This is a genomic window from Chromobacterium sphagni, assembly GCF_001855575.1.
Lineage (GTDB): Bacteria > Pseudomonadota > Gammaproteobacteria > Burkholderiales > Chromobacteriaceae > Chromobacterium > Chromobacterium sphagni.
In genome coordinates, this window is the sequence record NZ_MKCS01000001.1 from 268358 (window position 1) to 284784 (window position 16427).

Genomic DNA, 16427 nt, shown 5'->3' on the forward strand with positions numbered 1-16427 from the left:
CCGCGTAGCGGGATACTTTCAATCTATACCATCGACATCGTTACGGCAAATATCATGACCTGAATCGGGAGGCCGCTCAGCCGAACAACAGGTCCAGCAAGCCGGGCTTGCTGCGGCCGCGCAACTGCCGGCTGTCTTGCAGCAGATGATCGATCAGGCCGCTGTCGGCGTGCGGTTGTTTGGCTTTGACCGGATCGCTGCGGCCGGTGGGCGTCAGCGACAGCTGGCCGCCGGCGCGGCGCAGCCGGTAGCCGCCGGCGCAGCTGGGGCAGAAGATCTCGTCGCCGTCCGCCGCGCTGCCCGGCACCGCGATGATGGGGCCGCAGGCGGCGCAGCTCTGCATCGGGACGCCGGGCTCGCTGTGGCCCAGCACGTGATCCAGCCGGCCGCTGCGGCCAAGCTGGACGAAGCGGCTGCCCAGCTCCTGGTCGAACTGGCTGCCCAGCCTGTCCTGCAGTATCGCCAGCGCCTGCTCCGCCGGCATGCCCTTGCGGTAGGGGCGGCTGCTGGTCATCGCGTCGAAGGCGTCGGTGATGCCGACGATGCGCGCCGCCAGCGGGATGGCCTTGCCGGCCAGCCGCTGCGGATAGCCGGTGCCGTCCGGAGTTTCATGGTGGCTGAGCACGGCGTCGATCACCAGTTCCGCCAGCGGATGGCCTTGCAGCAGCTCGGCGCCCACCCGGGGGTGGGTCTTGATCACTGCGTACTCTTCGTCGCTGAGCTTGTCCGGCTTGTTCAGCACCGCGTCAGGCACGCCTATCTTGCCCAGGTCGTGCAGGAAACCGCCCAGCGCGATGCGTTCCACTTCCGGCCGCGGCAGCTGCAGGTCTTCGGCCAGCAGATAGCTGTAGCGCGAGACGCGCCACAGGTGGCCGCCGGTGTAAGCGTCGCGGGCCTCGACCAGCATGGCCATGGTGTAAAGGGTTTTCAGCAGTTCGCGGCTGGGTTGCATGGCGTCCTCGCAGGCGGGTGGCGGGTGGGCTGCCTTTTCAATATGGCATATGCAAGACAAAGCGCGCGCCGGGCGGAGCCGGCGTGCTGCGCTGGCGACAACGCGACAATAAATCGAGCGTTTAATCTAATTTTTACCGCAAAGTCATGATTTGCCATATACAAATTTCATATTCTTTTCCTAATGTTGGCCTTGCGTGTCATTAGTCGGACGCGCGGCGGTTCCATTACACACATCAGGAGGAGAACACATGAAATCATGGTTGCTGCTGGGATTGACCCTGTCCTCGCTGGCCCTGGCCGGCACTGAAACCGATCAGCCGGACCCGCGCTACGGCCATATCCTGTCGCCGGCCGGCCCCTTGAGCCGGGCGCAATTGCTGAAGCAGGGCCTGCCCAAGACCGCGAACAGCGCCGCCCGCCTCAGCGCCGCCGCCACGCCGGGACCTGCCACCTACACTTATCTGCGCTGCTATTACCGCACCGGCAGTGGCAATACCCAGCCGACCACCGACTACGCCTGGGCGCTGGATCCGTCCAGCGGCGACTACTACCGCCTGAACGGCCACTGGTGGTCCAGCAGCATTCTGGACTGGAAGAACATGTTCTACAGCGACGTCAGCCAGGACGCGCTGCGCGCCATCTGCCAGAGCACGCTGACCGGCAAGGGCATCAACCAGGCGCCGGCGATGGTGTTCGCCGCCGACAACGCCATGTCGTTCAACTACACGGTGTGGAGCAACGACGCCGCCGGGCAGGGCAGCGGCATCAACAAGATCATCGCCTTCGGCGACAGCCTGTCCGACAACCAGAACGTCTACAACGCCTCGCAGTGGACGCTGCCCAACCGCAACAGCTGGTATATCGGCCATTTCAGCAATGGTCCGGTGTGGGTGGAATACCTGGCGTCGCGGCTGCAGCTGCCCTTGTACAACTGGGCGATAGGCGGCGCCGGCGTCAGCACGCAGAAGCTGGTGATTCCGGGCGTGGTGCAGCAGGTGCAGTCCTGGCAGCAGTACATGCAGCAGGCGCCCAACTACAATCCGGCCACCACGCTGTTCACGGTGCTGATAGGCGGCAACGACCTGGTCAACTACGGCAGCACCCCGAACCAGGTGATCGCAGGCGAGCAGCAGGCGCTGACCAGCCTGATCAACGCCGGCGCCCGCAACATCCTGCTGCTGAAGCTGCCTGACGTGTCGCACGCGCCGGTGTACCAGATCAAGGGAGGGGCGGCGACGGTGGCGGCCCAGGTGGTGGATTACAACCAGCAGCTGGATGCGCTGGCGGCCTCGCTGCAGCAACAGTACGGGGTGAACATCCGCGTGTTCGACAGCTACGCGCTGTTCAACGATCTGCTGACCAATCCGGCCAAGTACCAGGTGAGCAATACCACCCAGTCCTGCCTCAACATCAACACCGATTCTGCGCTCAACTACATGCAGAGCCAGTCGCCGCGCAGCAATTGCGGCAACGCCGACAGCTTCGTGTTCTGGGACACGCTGCACCCGACCACCCATACCCATCAGCTGCTGGGCAATGCGGTGGCCGACTTCCTGAACGCGTCCGGCAGCGCGCTGCCGGCCTTGAAGAAGCGGCGCTGAGGCAGTGACGCGGGGCGGCGCGCTTGGTGCGCCGCCCCGCAGGGCTTACAATCCGGTTTTTACCGGCCGCGCGCGTGTCCCGCGGCCCGGCCTGGAACCGAACCGAAAGTCCCCATGTCCACCCTGACCGAACTCCTCAGCCGCGCCAGCGCGGCGCGCACCGAATTGCTAGAGCGCCTGGCCGCCGAAGACACCAACTGCTACCGGCTGTTTCACGGCAGCGTGGAAGGCGTGTCCGGCCTCACCATAGACCGTTACGGCGAACAGATCCTGGTGCAGAGCTTCCACAAGCCGCTGAGCGAGGAAGAGCTGGCGGAAGTCCGCGCCTACTATCGGGAGACGCTGCCGGAGCTGGCGTTGATCTACAACGACCGCAGCGAAGCCAATTCGCGCGTGCGCAACGCGCTGCCGCTGGCCGAGCAGGCGCTGGCCGAGCAGGATGTCACCATCCGCGAAAACGGCGTGGCCTTCCTCTACCAGGCGCGCCACAAGGGGCAGGACCCCTGGCTGTTCCTCGACCTGCGCGCCGCGCGCCGCCGCGTGATGCAGCTGGCCGCCGGCAAGAGCGTGCTCAATCTGTTTTCCTATACCTGCGGCGTCGGCGTGGCGGCGGCCAAGGCCGGCGCCAGCTTCGTGCTGAACGTCGACTTCGCCGAGTCCAGCCTCAGCGTGGGCCGCGCCAACGCCAAGCTTAATCTGGTGACCACCCGCCCGCGCTGCCTGCACAGCGATGTGTTCGCCGCGGTGCGCCAGCTGTCCGGCATCGGCCAGGCGGAGCGGGTGCGCGGCAAGAAGATGCCGCCCTTCCCCAAGCTGGAGGCGCGCCAGTTCGATCTGGTGTTCCTCGACCCGCCGCGCTACTCCAAGAGCCCGTTCGGCGTGGTGGACCTGGTCAACGACTACCAGGCGCTGTTCAAGCCGGCCTTGCTGACCACCGCGGTCGGCGGTATGCTGGTTTGTTGCAATAATGTTGCAGAAGTGGATGCCGAAGCCTGGCTGGATTCGCTGAAGCGCAGCGCCGCCAAAGCCGGCCGCGAAGTGAGGTCCGCAGAGTGGATCGTGCCCGATGCCGACTTCCCCAGCGCCGACGGCAAACACCCGCTGAAGATAGCGCTGCTGCACGTTTGAGTCTCATTCTCATTAGCAAAAACCGCTGCCGCCGCAGCGGTTTTTTTTATGGGGCGGGCGCGGGCGGCTACAGGAGGGGCGGGGAGGTTTGTTTAAAATTTACAATTCATTTTAAATATATTTGCTTGGTATGCTGATTGGCAAGCACTCCGAGCCATGCGCGGCGTTTGTCATTGCATGGCGATAGAGAGTGTCGGACGAATAACAATCAAGGTATCGGGTGAACGCATGAAAACGACCATAGTTTTGTCCCTGCTGGCCGGGCTGCTGGCCGCAGGCCAGGCTCAGGCGCAGACCGAACAAGCTCCCAGCGACGAGCTGGACGGGGTGCTGTCGGCCGGCAAACCGCTTTCCGACAGCGAGGCGCGCGCCGCCGCCGGCCAGGCCAAGCCGCAGCCGGGCAGCGCCACCTACACCTACCTGCGCTGCTACTACCGGCAGAGTCCGGCGGCCAACCAGCCGCAGACCAGCTATGTCTGGGCTACCGACTCCGGCAGCGGCGACTACTACCGCGTCAACGGCTACTGGTGGTCGGGCAGCTTCGTCGCGTTGAAGAACATGTTCTACAGCGATGTCAGCCAGGATGCGCTGCGCGCGGCGTGCCAGCAGACGCTGGCCAAGCAGGGCGTCAACCGGCCGCTGGCGCTGTTCGCCGCCGCCAACAACGCCATGTCGTACAACCACACTATCTGGACGCTGGACGGCGCCAGCCAGGGCAATGGCATCAATAGGCTGATCGTGTTCGGCGACAGCCTGTCCGACACCCAGAACATGTACGGCGCCACGCAATGGAAGCTGCCCACCGCCAAGAGCTGGTATCTCGGCCGCTTCAGCAACGGTCCGGTATGGGTGGAGTATCTGGCCCAGCAGCTCAGGCTGCCGCTCTATAACTGGGCGATAGGCGGCTCTGCCGCCGATCAGCATCTGGTGGTGCCGGGCCTGTTGCAGCAGGTGGAGTCGTGGCGGCAGTACATGCAGAAGGCGTCAGGCTACCGGCCGGAGAACACGCTGTTCACCATGCTGATCGGCGGCAACGACCTGCTGAACTACGGCCGCAGCGTGGAGCAGGTGATCGCCGATCAGGGCAAGGCGCTGGAGCAGGTGATAGCCAACGGCGGGCGCAATATCGTGGTGCTGAACCTGCCCGACTTGTCGCGCACGCCGTCCGGCGGCGCCGGCGGCAAGACGGCGCAACTGGCGCAGCAGGTGAAGGCTTACAACGCCAAGCTGGCGCTGCTGGTGTCGTCCCTGCAGCAGAAGCACGGCGCCAGCCTCAAGCTCAAGCTGTTCGACGCCTACTCGATGTTCAACGACCTGCTGGGCAATCCGGCCAAGTACCAGGTGGGCAATGCCACGCTGCCATGCCTGAACGTGGCGGCCAACGCCAGCCTGCCTTACATCTCGGTGCAGACGCCGCGGGCGGAGTGCGCCAACGCCGACGCTTTCGTGTTCTGGGACAATCTGCACCCGACCAGCCACACTCATCTGCTGCTGGGACAGTTCGTCGCCGATTTCGTCCGCGGCCAGGGCTACGCCCTGCCGGCGATGGCGCGCAAACGCTAAGTGCCGGGTGGGCGGCATGGCCGCAGTCGGTCAATGGAATGGGGCCAGAATGGGCCCCGTTCCTTTTTGCCAAGCCGCCATGGCCGGGTTTATTGGTTGGCGCGCACCCAGCGGTGCCACTGGCCGAACAGCTCCGGGGTGATGGCCGCGATCACCGAGCGCTTCCACACCACGTCGCTCCAGTAGTCGTCGCTGTTCAGGCTGGCGATGCGGCCGCCGGCCTCTTCCAGGATCACCGCGCCGGCGGCGTAGTCCCACAGGCGCTGGCCGCCGTGCAGGTAGAGGTCGTAGCGGCCGGCGGCGAGGAAGCACCAGTCCAGGGTGCTGGAGCCCATATTGCGCTGGCTGCCGCACGGCGCCAGGCTGCCCAGGCGGGCGGCCAGCTTGCCGGAGCGCAGGTATTTCACCTCGACGCTGGCGATGGCGTCGCCTATGCAGTTGTGTATGGTCTTCAGTGGCAGGCGGCGGCCGTTCATCCAGGCGCCCAGTCCGCGGCGGGCGTAGAACATTTCGTCCGACACCGGGTTGTAGATCACGCCCAGCTCGCTCTTGCCATCCACCATCAATCCCACCGAAATGGCGAAATACGGCAGGCCGTTGACGAAGTTGGTGGTGCCGTCTATCGGGTCCACCACCCACAGGCCGCCGGCGTTGGCCGACCACAGCGCGTCCTGCTCTTCGCGGTCCATTTCCTCGCCTAGCACCGGGTGCGGCAGGATTTCCGGCAGGCTGCGCTGCAGCGCCTGCTGGCAGGCGAGGTCGGCCTCGGTGAACAGGGTGCCGTCTTCCTTGCGGCTTTTGCCGACGTGCAAAAAGCGCGGCATCACCTCGCGGGCGGCCACTTCGCGCACCAGCTGCATAACCTGTTCGAGCACCTGCATCCTGTTTCTCCTGCGGGTTTGCGTCGTCGCGACGCAAAAGCGGTTTGCCGAATGGAGCAAACCTAGCAAAATACCGGTATCAACAGCGACTTTCAATATCCGATGCCAAGGTTTTATTTAGATGCCGATCTCCAGGTCGGCCAGCAACTGTCCCTACCCGATGCTGTGGTGCGTCATGTCCAAGTATTGCGGCTGAATGCCGGCGACGCCATCACCTTGTTCAACGGCAAGGGCGGCGAGTACCAGGCCACCCTCAACTCGGTGCAGAAGCGCGACGCCCAGTGTCTGATCGAGCACTGCGACCAGGTTTCACGTGAAACGCCGTTGTGGCTGGGGCTGGCCCAGGGGATTTCCAGCGGCGACAAGATGGAGTTCACGCTGCAGAAAGGCGTGGAGATGGGCGTCAGCCAATTCCAGCCGCTGGCCGCCGGCCGTTCGGTGGTGAAGCTGTCCGGCGAGCGCGCCGACAAGCGGGTGGCGCGCTGGCAGGAGATCGTCATCTCCGCCTGCGAGCAGAGCGGGCGCAACACCATTCCGCAGGTGTTGCCCATTCTGACGCTGAATGAGTGGCTGGCGCAGCCGCAGCAGGTCGACATCCGGCTGATCCTGTCGCCGCGCGGCGACCGGAGTCTGGCCGAATTGTCGGCGAAGCCGGTCCGCAGCTGGCTGATGGTGGGCCCGGAGGGCGGTTTTTCCGGCCTGGAGGAGGATGCTGCGTTGGCTGCCGGCTGGACGCCGCTGAGGTTGGGGCCGCGCATCCTGCGCACCGAAACCGCCGCGCTGGCGGCGGTGGCGGCGATGCAGGCGGTATGGGGGGACTACCGGTAGGGCGTCGCACCACGTCTTACAGAAAGCGCAGCGGGTCGATCTTCCATTTCTCCGGCACCTCGTGTTTGACGATCTTGTCGCCGCCGCCATGCCCCATCCGCCGCGACAGATCGACCACCTCGGGCGGAATGTAGCTATTGCTCTTGATGCTGAAGAACACCTTCACCTTGGGCGCGATCAGATTGTTCTCGTTCTGCTCGATCACCACGCCCAGCCGGCCGCTTTCCAGCCGCACCAGGGTGCCGATCGGATAGATGCCGATGGCGCGCATGAAGGCCTGCACCAGTTCGGGGTTGAAGTGGAATTTCGACCACTCGTAGATCTTGCGCAGCGCGTCGGTGGGAGGCATGCCTTTGTGATAGCAGCGGTTGGAGGTGAGGGCGTCGTAGACGTCGACGATGGCGGCCATCTGTCCCAGTTGCGAGATTTCCTCGCCCTTCAGGCCGGCGGGGTAGCCGCTGCCGTCGTGGCGCTCGTGGTGCTGCGCCGCCACCAGCACCGCGGTTTCCGAGATGCCCTGGGTGGCCAGTAATATCTGCTTGCTTTCCACCACATGGCATTTCATCACCGCGAATTCCTGCTCGGTCAGCTTGCCCGGCTTGTTGAGGATGGTGTCCGGCACCTTCATCTTGCCGATGTCGTGCAGCATGCCGCCGATGCCGGCATGGTGTATCACTTCCTTGCTCATGCCCATCGCGTTGCAGAAGCTGACCATCAGCGCGCCGACGCTGACCGAGTGCTGGAAGGTGTAGTTGTCCTTGTCCTTGATCCGGCACAGCGACAGCAGCGCGCCGCCGTTGCGCAGGATCGAGCCGGTGAGCTTTTCCACCTGCGGCTCCACCTGATCCAGCACCATCTGCTTGCCCAGTCGCACATCCTGCAGGATGTCGCGCACGATCTGGTTGGCCTCGCTGTGGATCAGCTGGGCGCGGCCGAATTCCTCGCCGGCTTCCACCTGGCGCGGGGCGATGGTTTTCCGGCTGGCGATTTCGCGCAGTTCGTTTTCAAGCTGCTTGCGCACCTCGCCTTCGGTGGGGGCCGATGGCAGGTCCAGCCCCTTGCGGGTATCGATGTAGACTTCGTGGATGCCGGCGTCGACTATCTTCTCTATTTCGCCTTCGTTGCCGACCAGAAACCGGTTCACCAGAAAAGGATGGGACATCCAGTCGCAATTGAGGTCGTGGATGTACATGCCGACCTTGAGGTCGCTGACGTCTATGCACTTGATCATTACGCTAATTCAGGAAAGCCCGGCAGTGAAACCAGCCAGCCGGCGGATAGGCAGCTTGGCGGCATTCAGGCCGAAGAGGATTGCGGTGGAACAACGCCTGGTTTTCTACAAGCATCAGCCGCAGCCGGGGGATTTTCAAGGAACGATCGCCGGGGGCGGCCAATCCGCCGCGCCGGTCCGGCCGATCCGGACAGGCGGATATTTTCGCAAAGCATGCGCCGGCCATCTTGCCCTGCAGGGGCGGATCGGGATATATTCCCGCAGTTTTGTTCGGAACACGGTAATGAACCAGGCAGCACGACAGCGCGACGGCAACAGCGGCACCCGCAGGGGTGGCGTGGCGGCGTTGCCGTTCGGAGCCGCCGTTCCCGAAGATCCCGTATTCCAGAAAAAAAGCCCCTGACGCCAGGGGCTTTTTTTTCGTCCGTCACCAGCCTGCCAATATGAGGAAAGCGACCATGGCCAATCCACTGTACCGGAAACACATCATCTCCATCCCTGACTTCAGCCGCGAAGAACTGGAACTGGTGGTGGATACCGCCAGTCGCCTGAAACAGAACCCGCGCAACGACCTGCTGCAGGGCCGGCTGGTGGCCAGCTGCTTCTTCGAGCCCTCCACCCGCACCCGGCTGTCGTTCGAGACCGCGGTGCAGCGCCTGGGCGGCAATATCATCGGCTTCGCCGACGGCGGCAATACCAGCGCCAAGAAGGGCGAGACGCTGGCCGATTCGATCAAGATCATCAGCTCTTACACCGACGCGGTGGTGATGCGCCATCCCAAGGAGGGCGCGGCGCGGCTGGCCAGCGAATTCTCGGCGGTGCCGGTGATCAACGGCGGCGACGGCTCCAACCAGCATCCCACCCAGACCCTGCTCGACCTGTTCACCATTCGCGAGACCCAAGGCCGGCTGCAGGGCCTGTCGGTGGCCTTCGCCGGCGACCTCAAGTACGGGCGCACCGTGCACTCGCTGGCGCAGGCCTTGTCGCTGTTCGGCGCGCGCTTCTACTTCGTGGCGCCGGAGGCGCTGGCGATGCCGGACTACATCTGCGAGGAGCTGGACGAAAAGGGCGTCGAATACACGGTGGTGGACAGCCTGGAGGCGGTGATCCCGGAAGTGGACATCCTGTACATGACCCGCGTGCAGCGCGAGCGCTTCGACGAGGCCGAGTTCAAGAAGATCCAGGGCAAGTTCGCGTTGCGCGCCGAGATGCTGAAGAATGCCCGCCCCGGCATGAAAGTGTTGCACCCGCTGCCGCGGGTGGACGAGATCGCGGTGGACGTCGACGCCACGCGGCACGCCTATTATTTCGAGCAGGCCAAGAACGGCGTGTTCGCGCGCCAGGCGCTGTTGTCGCTGGTACTGAACGAAACCGTCTAATCAGGCAAGGAAGGACAAGATCATGCAATACACCCGCACCGTAGAAGCGCTGAAGCAAGGCACCGTGATCGACCACATTCCGGCCGGGCAGGGCGTGAAGATTCTGCGCCTGTTCAAGCTCACCGAAACCGGCGAGCGCGTCACTGTCGGCCTCAACCTGGTCAGCCGCCACATGGGCAGCAAGGACATCATCAAGGTGGAGAACGTGGCGCTGACCGAGGAGCAGGCCAACGAGCTGGCGCTATTCGCACCAAAGGCGACAGTGAACGTCATCGACAACTTCGAAGTGGTAAAAAAGCATAAATTGACACTGCCGGACGCAGTGGAAGGCATTTTCTCCTGCCCTAATTCCAATTGCATTTCGCATAATGAGCCAGTGACGAGCTTTTTCTACGTCAAAACCCTGGCGCATGACACAAAAATGAAGTGCAAGTATTGCGAAAAGGTGTTCAGTAGGGATATTGTTGCAGAGGTGCGCTGAGTCGTACAAAGGGTGAGAATAGAGATATATCAAGAAAAACACTGCGTTCGACAGTGGCAGTAAAACGGAGAGGCGCCGCAGGCAACTGCGGCGCTTTTCATTTGCTGCGACGCCCGGCTCTGCTAGGCTTGTTTACCTAGGCTGCCGCGACAGCGCAGAAGACCATCCACACCATGCACTCCTTGCCCAAGCGCCATCCCCATGTCCTCAATCTACTGCTGGCCGCCGCCTGCGGCATGCTGGGCGCATTGCTGGTGCTGTGCTTCCAGAGCGCGCTGCACGGCATCGAGCATCTGCTGACCGGACACAGCGGCAGCCTGGTCGGCATCGCACGCCAGTTGCCGCCCTGGCAGCGGGCGCTGGCGCCGGTGGTGGGTGGCCTGCTGGCCGGCGCGGGGTTGGAGCAGGGGCGGCATCTGCTGCGCGGCTCGGCCAGCGGCGACTACCTGGAGGCAGTGCGGGTGGGCGACGGTCATCTGGCCTTGCGCCGCACGCTGGTCAACAGCCTGTCTTCGCTGGCCACCGTGGCCTCCGGCGGCTCCATCGGTCGCGAAGGCGCGATGGTGGCGCTGTCGGCCCAGGGCGGCTCGCTGCTGAGCCGTTTCGTGCCGATGACGCTCCCCGCCCGGCGCTTGCTGGTGGCCTGCGGCATCGCCGCCGGCTGGGCGGCGGCCTACCATGCGCCGTTGTCGGCGGTGGTGTTCGTCTGCGAGGTGGTGTGGCGGCGGCTGGACTGGCGCGCGTTGCCGGCGCTGCTGCTGGCAGCGTTGACCGCCAGTCTCACGGTAGACCACCTGTTCGGCCTGCAACCCCTGTACCGCCCCGCGTCCTTGCCGGCGGCGGATCATCTGGCGCTGGCCGGTTACTGCCTGCTGGCGCTGGCCCTGGGCGCCTGCTCGCCCTTGTTCCTGAAATGGATGGAGTTGGGCCGCGCGGCCTTCGCCCGGCTGCCGCTGCGCCTGCCGCTCAGGATGGCGCTGGGCGGCGCGGTGGTGGGAGGCCTGGCCTGGTTCTGGCCGCAGATGTGGGGCAACGGCTACAGCACGGTGTCCTGGCTGCTGCAGGCCGAGCCGGCCTGGCAACTGGTGCTGATCCTGCTGCTGTGCAAGCTGTGCGCCACCGCTGCCACCAGCGGTTCCGGCGCGGTTGGCGGCATTTTCACGCCGATGCTGTTCGCCGGCGCGGCCGGCGGCGCGCTGGCCGGGCAACTGCTGAACTTGCTGCTGCCCGGCTGGCTGCCGCTGGGCGGGGCGGTAATGGTGGGGATGGCGGCTTTTCTGGCTGCGACCGCGCAGGCGCCCCTGCTGGCCATCCTGATGCTGATGGAACTGACCGCTGCCTGGCATATGCTGCCGCCGGTGGCTTTGGCGGCGTTGTTGGCGGCGCGCATCGGCCGCCGTCTGGGCGGCCGCGCGCTATACCAGGACGAGGCTGCGCTCAGGCGCCGCTAGCGGGGCCGCTGCTGGCGTCGCCGTCGATGAAGCGCTGCAGGTAGACCAGATCCAGCCAGCGACCGAACTTGAATCCCACCTGGGGCAGCCTGCCCACCTGCGCGAAGCCCAGTTTCTCATGAAAGCGGATAGAGCCCTCATTGTCCGCATCCACCGCGCCCAGCATGGTGTGCTTGCCCAGCGCTTGGGCGCGCGGAAACAGCGCCTGCACCAGCGCGGTGCCTATGCCCTTGCCGCGGGCATCGGCCGCCAGGTGCACGCTGTGCTCCACGGTGAAGCGGTAGCCGGGACGCGGGCGGAAGTCGCTGAAACTGGAAAAGCCCAGCACGCGGCCGTTTTCCTCGGCCAGCAGCACCGGGCAGCCGGCGGCGGTGCGGTCCTGGAACCATACCGCGAACTCGCCGGCCGACAGCGGATCGTCGTTGTAGACGGCAGTGGTGGTGGCGATCACTTCGTTGTAAATATCGAGGATCGCGGCCAGGTCTTCCAAATTGGCATCACGAATCTGCATGATCTGTCCTTGCATCGGGTCGTTGGGCCTAGGGTCAAGGCCGAAGCAAATACCGTACCAGCTTCAGCCGGCGGGCGTCGCCTTCTTGCGCGGGCTGCGCTTCTTGCGCAGCGGCGCGGGCGGCGGCTCTTCTGCCGGCGGCGCCGCTTCCGGCGCGGGCGCGGCGATCTCCTGTTGGGCGTGGTCCGCCTCGTGTTTCAGGCGGATCTCGCTGTGCAGCTTGGAGCCGTTGCGGTTTTCCTGCACCGACAGGAAATCCAGCTTCTTCACCATTTGCGACAGCCGGCTGTGGCCCCAGTTGCGCGGGTCGAACGAGGGATCGTTCTTGGCCAGGTAGGAGCCCACCGCCGACAGCTCGGCCCAGCCGCTGTCGCGCGACACGGCCTCTATCGCCGAGGTGAACATGTCCTGCAGCGGATGGCGCTCGCGCTGCGGCGGAACCTTGGCGCGGGAGCGGCTGGCGCGGGCCTTGGGCCGGTCGGACGGCGCTTCCGGCTTGGCCTTGGCGGGCTGGGCCGGACGCAGGATCTCGGTGAAGACGAATTTGTCGCAGGCGGCGATGAAGGGGCGCGGAGTCTTGGACTGCTCGCCCAGGCCGATCACCATCAGGCCGGCCTCGCGCAGCCGGGTGGCCAGGCGGGTGAAGTCGCTGTCGGAGGACACCAGGCAGAAACCGTCGAAATTGCCGGTGTACAGCAGGTCCATCGCGTCGATGATCAGCGCCGAGTCGGTGGAATTCTTGCCCTTGGTGTAGGCGAACTGCTGGATCGGCGAGATGGCGTACTGGTGCAGCACTTCCTTCCAGCCCTTGAGCTGGGTGGTGGTCCAGTCGCCGTAGGCGCGCTTGACGACCGCGGTGCCGTATTTGGCTACTTCGGCCAACAACTCGGCGATCAGCGCCGACTGGGCATTGTCGGCATCTATCAATACCGCCAGTTTGCGGTTTTCCATTGCGTCTTTCGTGGTAGGCGACAGCACATGCTAAGCCGGGCTTTCCAGCGCTGTCAAAAAGAGGGCGGCACCGCTTGCGTGCGGGCGGCGTCCAGCGCGCGGTTGAGGATGCGGTCTATCTGGCCGTTGCGCTTCATTTCGCCCAGCACCTGGTTGAGCTGCCTGACGAAATCCTGCTTGTAGGGAAAGCGGCCCTGGTCGCGGTCGGTGAAGCCGACATAGCCCTGCTCCTCCGACACGCCGACCGCCTCCTGCAGGGCGCCTGGGATGTAGAGGCGCTGCTGCTGCAGCCGCGCCAGCTCCAGCTGGATTGCCAGCTTGTCGTTGAGGTAGCAGTCCAGATGGCCGCGGATGAGCTTGAGCAGGTTGGTGCGGGCGTCGGCGGCCTCCTCCAGGTTGATTTGTCCCTGGCCGATCAGGGCCCAGAACGCGTCGCCGCCGGGGCGGAAGCCGGAGTTGTTGCCGAAGCGCAGGCCGCGGTAGTCGTCCGGCCAGCGTTTCCGCGGCGTTTGCAGGACTTCCGCCCGGCAGTAGACCACCACCTGCTCGTTCAGCATCGGCACAGAATACGGCTGCATATAGGGCCGTTCGCGTGGACGGTAGTAGGGCGGCGACAGCGCCAGCGCGCGGCCATTCTCCACTTCGGCTAGACCGCGCTTCCACGGCACCGGCTTCAGTTCGATCTGGTAGCCGCGCAGCCGGCTGGCCGCGGCGCGCAGGATGTCGTTGTAAATGCCTTGCGCCTGGCCGCCGGCCTCGTAGGAATAAGGCGGGTAGCCGTTGTCGGTCAGGATGGTGACGGTCTGGACATCGGCCGCCGCCCAGGCCGGCAGCAGGAGGAAGAGGATGTGGCAAGCATCGGACAACCGCATGGCATCAGGCTGGTGAGGAGACGATATACCCGTTATAGCCGCTGGCTGATCCGGCGGATGGCACGGCTTTTGCGTAATGGGGGATAAATCGACCGGCCAGGGGAAAGTCATGAAAACGCAAGCGATGGCGCCAGCGAAAACCAGCGAGATGGTGGTATTCAATTATCGTCGGCCGGTGCGGGCGCGGCGGGTCGAGCTGCAGGGCGGCAGCGGCTTGTGGCTGGTGGAGATGCTGGACCGGCAGTGCCAGGTCTGGGTGTGGCAGGACGAGTGGGCCGGGGCCGACGCCGCGCTGGAGCGCGCGCGCCGGCTCAGCCTGATGCTGGATTAGCTTATTTCTTGGCGATGGTCTTGCCGTAGGTTTCGGCCGCGGCCTCCATCTTGGGCAACAGGGTCTTTTCGGCGTTCTTCAGCGTCTCGCCGGCAATGGCGTCGCCGATTTGCGGCTGCTGTTTCAGCAGCTTCTGGCCGGCCGGGGTCTTGTAGAAGGCGTTGATCTGCTTCAGCTCGTCGGCGCTGAACTGGGCGCTGATATTTTTCGTCACGGTTTGCTCGAACTGCTGCTTGACGGCGGCCGAGCCGAAGTAGTCGGCAGCCAGCTTGTGGATACCGTCCATATAGCCCTTCAGGCCGGCCTGGGCTTTTTTCTGCTGGGCGGCATTGAGCTGGATCTTGTTCTTGCCGATGTAGTTCTGCAGCAGCAGCGGGCCGCTGGCGGTAGTCCGTTCGACCAGCGCGGGCAGCATGTTGTTGATGTTGAGCGTGGCGGCCAGTTCCTTGGCTCCGGCATCCTGGGCGGCGTCGGCATGCGCCAGCAGCGGCAGGGTGAGCAGCAGGGCGGCGAGGCTGGCCTTGAGCGGGCGGGAAGCAAACATGGCAAATCCTTTGATCTGGTGAAAGATATCGGATCGGCAGTGTGACACCCCATACCGCTCAGGTCAAAGCGGAAACTTCGGTTTTTCAGCGTTTTCCGGGTGAAATCTGACGGCTTTGCCAGCCTTGGTAGCTGGACAGGTTGGCGCGGGAGACCAGGACGACCGGCACCGTCACCAGGCGTTTGCCGATGTCGCCCTGCCGCAGCCGCTGGCCCAGCAGCACGGCTTCGCGGCCGATCAGATAGGGCGACTGGCTGGCCGAGGCGACGATCTGGCCCGGTTGCCGCAACGCGTGCTCGATATCGGGCGAGCCGTCCACCGCGCCGATGATGGTCCGGCGGCGCCCGCCGGCGCGCAGCGCCTTTTCGGCGCCCAGCGCTTGGCGGTCGTTGGTGGCGAACACCGCGTCGATGCGCGGGTAGCGTTTTAGATCCTGCTGCATCACGCGTTGGCCGCCCAGGCTGGAGCCCATGGCATTGGATTGGTCGTTCAGCACGCGGATGCCGGGATAGGCGGCCAGGGCGGCCAGGCAGCCGGCGATGCGGTCGCTGACCGAGGTGACCGGCGGCCCGCCCTGAATCAGCAGCGCGCCTTTGCCCCCCAGTTGCTGAGCCAGGTAGCGGCAGGCGATCTCGCCGGCCTGGCGGTTGTCCGATTTCACCGTGCCGTCCACCTCCGGCGCGTCCACATCCACAGCGACCACCGTGATGCCGGCGGCGCGCGCTTGCCGCACCTGCGGGGCGATGGCCCGGCTGTCCACCGCGCCCAGCAGGATCAGGTCGACTTTCTGCGCGATCAGCTGGCGCATCTGCTGTTGCTGCCGCGACAGCGTGAAGTTGGCGGACAGCGAGCTGACCTGCACGGTGGGATTCAGGCTGTGGGCGGCCTGTATCGCGCCGCGCGCCAGCGCCTGGTAGAAGGGATTGTCCAGCGCGCCGACCAAGATGCCCATGCTGGCGGGGCCGGCCGCCAGACCGGATGGGCTGCATAGCAGCAGGGAGCCGTAGAGAAGCGTGTTGAGGGCGGCGCGCATGGCATACCGGTAGCGGCGGAAATGCTTCAGTCTAGACCATCGTCGGCGCGGCGGCGGCCGACTCCAGCCGGCTGAGCGCCCGGCCGGCCAGTTGGCGCAGCAGTGGCCAGCCTTCCTCCCACTGGCTGTGGCCGGAGTCGACATTGATATGGCCGGCGTGCTGCAGCCAGGTGATGGGCGTTTGCCAGTAGCCGGCCAGCCGCGCCGCGCGCGGGGTTTTGCAGAAGGGGTCGTTGCTGCTGGCGATGATTCTGGCCGGGAAGGACAGCGGCCGGCGCGGCACCGGCGCGAAGTTCATCAGTTCGGCCGGCGCGAATGGCCGTTCGACATCGGCGGGCGCCACCAGCAGCGCTCCAGCGATGCGCTCGGGATGACGCTGGGCATAGTGCGCCACCGTGACGCAACCCAGGCTGTGGGCGATCACCAGCGCTGGCCGGCGGCAGCGCGACAGGGCGTCATCCAGGCCGTCCAGCCAGTCTTCCAGCTGCGGTTGCGTCCAATCGGCGTTGTCCACCCGGCGCGCGCCCAGCCGTCGCTGCCAGTGGCTTTGCCAATGTCCGGGGCCGGAATTGTTCCAGCCGGGCTGGATGATGAGGTCGAAGGGCTGCAGCGAGGCGAACATGTCGGGCTTCCGCTAGGGGGATGGCCTGAACTGTAGCGCGGGGATAATAGTATTAAAAATAATATG

The 16427-nt window shown here is 65.0% G+C and carries 18 protein-coding genes; 9 read left to right on the top strand and 9 right to left on the bottom strand.

All coding sequences use genetic code 11. The features are described 5' to 3' along the window. Positions 1-76 precede the first annotated feature (76 nt). A complete protein-coding gene (locus BI347_RS01365; protein WP_071115156.1) occupies positions 77-952 on the bottom strand; it encodes an HD domain-containing phosphohydrolase in 876 nt (291 codons plus the stop codon). 250 nt (positions 953-1202) lie between these two features. On the opposite strand from BI347_RS01365, the gene BI347_RS01370 reads away from it, so the two are divergent. The 3 genes from BI347_RS01370 (at position 1203) to BI347_RS01380 (ending at position 5246) form a co-directional block, all read left to right on the top strand. After that, positions 1203-2555: an SGNH/GDSL hydrolase family protein gene (locus tag BI347_RS01370; RefSeq protein WP_239690799.1), complete on the top strand. Its 1353-nt coding sequence runs from the start codon at positions 1203-1205 to the stop codon at positions 2553-2555. 114 nt (positions 2556-2669) lie between these two features. Beyond that, entirely contained in the window at positions 2670-3683 is a 1014-nt protein-coding gene (locus BI347_RS01375; RefSeq protein ID WP_071115157.1) for a class I SAM-dependent rRNA methyltransferase, read from the top strand. A 228-nt stretch (positions 3684-3911) separates the two neighbouring features. Further along, on the top strand, positions 3912-5246 hold the full coding sequence (locus BI347_RS01380; protein WP_083338621.1) for an SGNH/GDSL hydrolase family protein: 1335 nt from the start codon (positions 3912-3914) through the stop codon (positions 5244-5246). An 89-nt stretch (positions 5247-5335) separates the two neighbouring features. Here the strand turns inward: BI347_RS01380 and BI347_RS01385 are convergent, their stop codons facing one another. Then, positions 5336-6127 carry an inositol monophosphatase family protein gene (locus BI347_RS01385; protein ID WP_071111565.1) on the bottom strand — a complete coding sequence of 264 codons (792 nt, stop codon included), beginning with the start codon at positions 6125-6127 and terminating at the stop codon, positions 5336-5338. 102 nt (positions 6128-6229) lie between these two features. On the opposite strand from BI347_RS01385, the gene BI347_RS01390 reads away from it, so the two are divergent. Next, the gene (locus BI347_RS01390) at positions 6230-6955 is read left to right on the top strand and encodes a 16S rRNA (uracil(1498)-N(3))-methyltransferase (protein ID WP_071111564.1); all 726 of its coding nucleotides are present in this window, start codon (positions 6230-6232) and stop codon (positions 6953-6955) included. Positions 6956-6971: 16 nt separating this feature from the next. Here BI347_RS01390 and BI347_RS01395 read toward each other — a convergent pair whose 3' ends face one another. After that, positions 6972-8186: an HD-GYP domain-containing protein gene (locus BI347_RS01395; RefSeq protein WP_071111563.1), complete on the bottom strand. Its 1215-nt coding sequence runs from the start codon at positions 8184-8186 to the stop codon at positions 6972-6974. Positions 8187-8211: 25 nt separating this feature from the next. On the opposite strand from BI347_RS01395, the gene BI347_RS01400 reads away from it, so the two are divergent. The 4 genes from BI347_RS01400 (at position 8212) to BI347_RS01415 (ending at position 11497) form a co-directional block, all read left to right on the top strand. Further along, entirely contained in the window at positions 8212-8589 is a 378-nt protein-coding gene (locus BI347_RS01400) for a hypothetical protein (RefSeq protein ID WP_139167158.1), read from the top strand. Between the two features lie 55 nt (positions 8590-8644). Next, positions 8645-9565, top strand: coding sequence for an aspartate carbamoyltransferase (pyrB, locus tag BI347_RS01405; protein ID WP_071111561.1), 921 nt, complete (start codon positions 8645-8647; stop codon positions 9563-9565). A 22-nt stretch (positions 9566-9587) separates the two neighbouring features. Continuing rightward, positions 9588-10046, top strand: coding sequence for an aspartate carbamoyltransferase regulatory subunit (pyrI, locus tag BI347_RS01410; protein WP_043575102.1), 459 nt, complete (start codon positions 9588-9590; stop codon positions 10044-10046). Positions 10047-10219: 173 nt separating this feature from the next. Continuing rightward, positions 10220-11497, top strand: a complete 1278-nt coding sequence (locus BI347_RS01415; protein ID WP_071115159.1) for a chloride channel protein — start codon at positions 10220-10222, stop codon at positions 11495-11497. Here BI347_RS01415 and BI347_RS01420 read toward each other — a convergent pair. The 3 genes from BI347_RS01420 to BI347_RS01430 form a co-directional block, all read right to left on the bottom strand. Beyond that, entirely contained in the window at positions 11484-12008 is a 525-nt protein-coding gene (locus BI347_RS01420; RefSeq protein ID WP_071111559.1) for a GNAT family N-acetyltransferase, read from the bottom strand. The two genes, BI347_RS01415 and BI347_RS01420, sit on opposite strands and share 14 nt — an antisense overlap. A gap of 63 nt (positions 12009-12071) precedes the next feature. Further along, entirely contained in the window at positions 12072-12959 is an 888-nt protein-coding gene (locus BI347_RS01425; RefSeq protein ID WP_071115160.1) for an NYN domain-containing protein, read from the bottom strand. Positions 12960-13012: 53 nt separating this feature from the next. Beyond that, entirely contained in the window at positions 13013-13831 is an 819-nt protein-coding gene (locus tag BI347_RS01430; protein ID WP_071115161.1) for a substrate-binding periplasmic protein, read from the bottom strand. 109 nt (positions 13832-13940) lie between these two features. Here BI347_RS01430 and BI347_RS01435 point away from each other — a divergent pair, with 109 nt between their 5' ends. Next, positions 13941-14162, top strand: coding sequence for a hypothetical protein (locus BI347_RS01435; RefSeq protein ID WP_071111556.1), 222 nt, complete (start codon positions 13941-13943; stop codon positions 14160-14162). A gap of 1 nt (position 14163) precedes the next feature. Here BI347_RS01435 and BI347_RS01440 read toward each other — a convergent pair whose 3' ends face one another. The 3 genes from BI347_RS01440 to BI347_RS01450 all read right to left on the bottom strand — a co-directional run bounded on the left by BI347_RS01440 (position 14164) and on the right by BI347_RS01450 (position 16361). Continuing rightward, complete coding sequence (locus BI347_RS01440; RefSeq protein WP_071111555.1) at positions 14164-14706, bottom strand: DUF2059 domain-containing protein; 543 nt, start codon at positions 14704-14706, stop codon at positions 14164-14166. An 85-nt stretch (positions 14707-14791) separates the two neighbouring features. Continuing rightward, on the bottom strand, positions 14792-15739 hold the full coding sequence (locus tag BI347_RS01445) for a substrate-binding domain-containing protein (RefSeq protein ID WP_071115162.1): 948 nt from the start codon (positions 15737-15739) through the stop codon (positions 14792-14794). A gap of 31 nt (positions 15740-15770) precedes the next feature. Beyond that, complete coding sequence (locus BI347_RS01450; RefSeq protein WP_071115163.1) at positions 15771-16361, bottom strand: alpha/beta hydrolase; 591 nt, start codon at positions 16359-16361, stop codon at positions 15771-15773. Between the last annotated feature and the right edge of the window lie 66 nt (positions 16362-16427).

Bases quoted from the DNA above. Each gene is read 5' to 3' on its own strand.
- BI347_RS01385 (WP_071111565.1), bottom strand. From the start codon at position 6,127: ATGCAGGTGCTCGAACAGGTTATGCAGCTGGTGCGCGAAGTGGCCGCC.
- BI347_RS01435 (WP_071111556.1), top strand. From the start codon at position 13,941: ATGAAAACGCAAGCGATGGCGCCAGCGAAAACCAGCGAGATGGTGGTA.
- BI347_RS01370 (WP_239690799.1), top strand. From the start codon at position 1,203: ATGAAATCATGGTTGCTGCTGGGATTGACCCTGTCCTCGCTGGCCCTG.
- BI347_RS01380 (WP_083338621.1), top strand. From the start codon at position 3,912: ATGAAAACGACCATAGTTTTGTCCCTGCTGGCCGGGCTGCTGGCCGCA.
- BI347_RS01365 (WP_071115156.1), bottom strand. From the start codon at position 952: ATGCAACCCAGCCGCGAACTGCTGAAAACCCTTTACACCATGGCCATG.
- BI347_RS01445 (WP_071115162.1), bottom strand. From the start codon at position 15,739: ATGCGCGCCGCCCTCAACACGCTTCTCTACGGCTCCCTGCTGCTATGC.
- BI347_RS01375 (WP_071115157.1), top strand. From the start codon at position 2,670: ATGTCCACCCTGACCGAACTCCTCAGCCGCGCCAGCGCGGCGCGCACC.
- BI347_RS01425 (WP_071115160.1), bottom strand. From the start codon at position 12,959: ATGGAAAACCGCAAACTGGCGGTATTGATAGATGCCGACAATGCCCAG.
- BI347_RS01415 (WP_071115159.1), top strand. From the start codon at position 10,220: ATGCACTCCTTGCCCAAGCGCCATCCCCATGTCCTCAATCTACTGCTG.
- BI347_RS01395 (WP_071111563.1), bottom strand. From the start codon at position 8,186: ATGATCAAGTGCATAGACGTCAGCGACCTCAAGGTCGGCATGTACATC.
- BI347_RS01440 (WP_071111555.1), bottom strand. From the start codon at position 14,706: ATGTTTGCTTCCCGCCCGCTCAAGGCCAGCCTCGCCGCCCTGCTGCTC.
- pyrB (WP_071111561.1), top strand. From the start codon at position 8,645: ATGGCCAATCCACTGTACCGGAAACACATCATCTCCATCCCTGACTTC.
- BI347_RS01430 (WP_071115161.1), bottom strand. From the start codon at position 13,831: ATGCGGTTGTCCGATGCTTGCCACATCCTCTTCCTCCTGCTGCCGGCC.
- BI347_RS01450 (WP_071115163.1), bottom strand. From the start codon at position 16,361: ATGTTCGCCTCGCTGCAGCCCTTCGACCTCATCATCCAGCCCGGCTGG.
- pyrI (WP_043575102.1), top strand. From the start codon at position 9,588: ATGCAATACACCCGCACCGTAGAAGCGCTGAAGCAAGGCACCGTGATC.
- BI347_RS01420 (WP_071111559.1), bottom strand. From the start codon at position 12,008: ATGCAGATTCGTGATGCCAATTTGGAAGACCTGGCCGCGATCCTCGAT.
- BI347_RS01390 (WP_071111564.1), top strand. From the start codon at position 6,230: ATGCCAAGGTTTTATTTAGATGCCGATCTCCAGGTCGGCCAGCAACTG.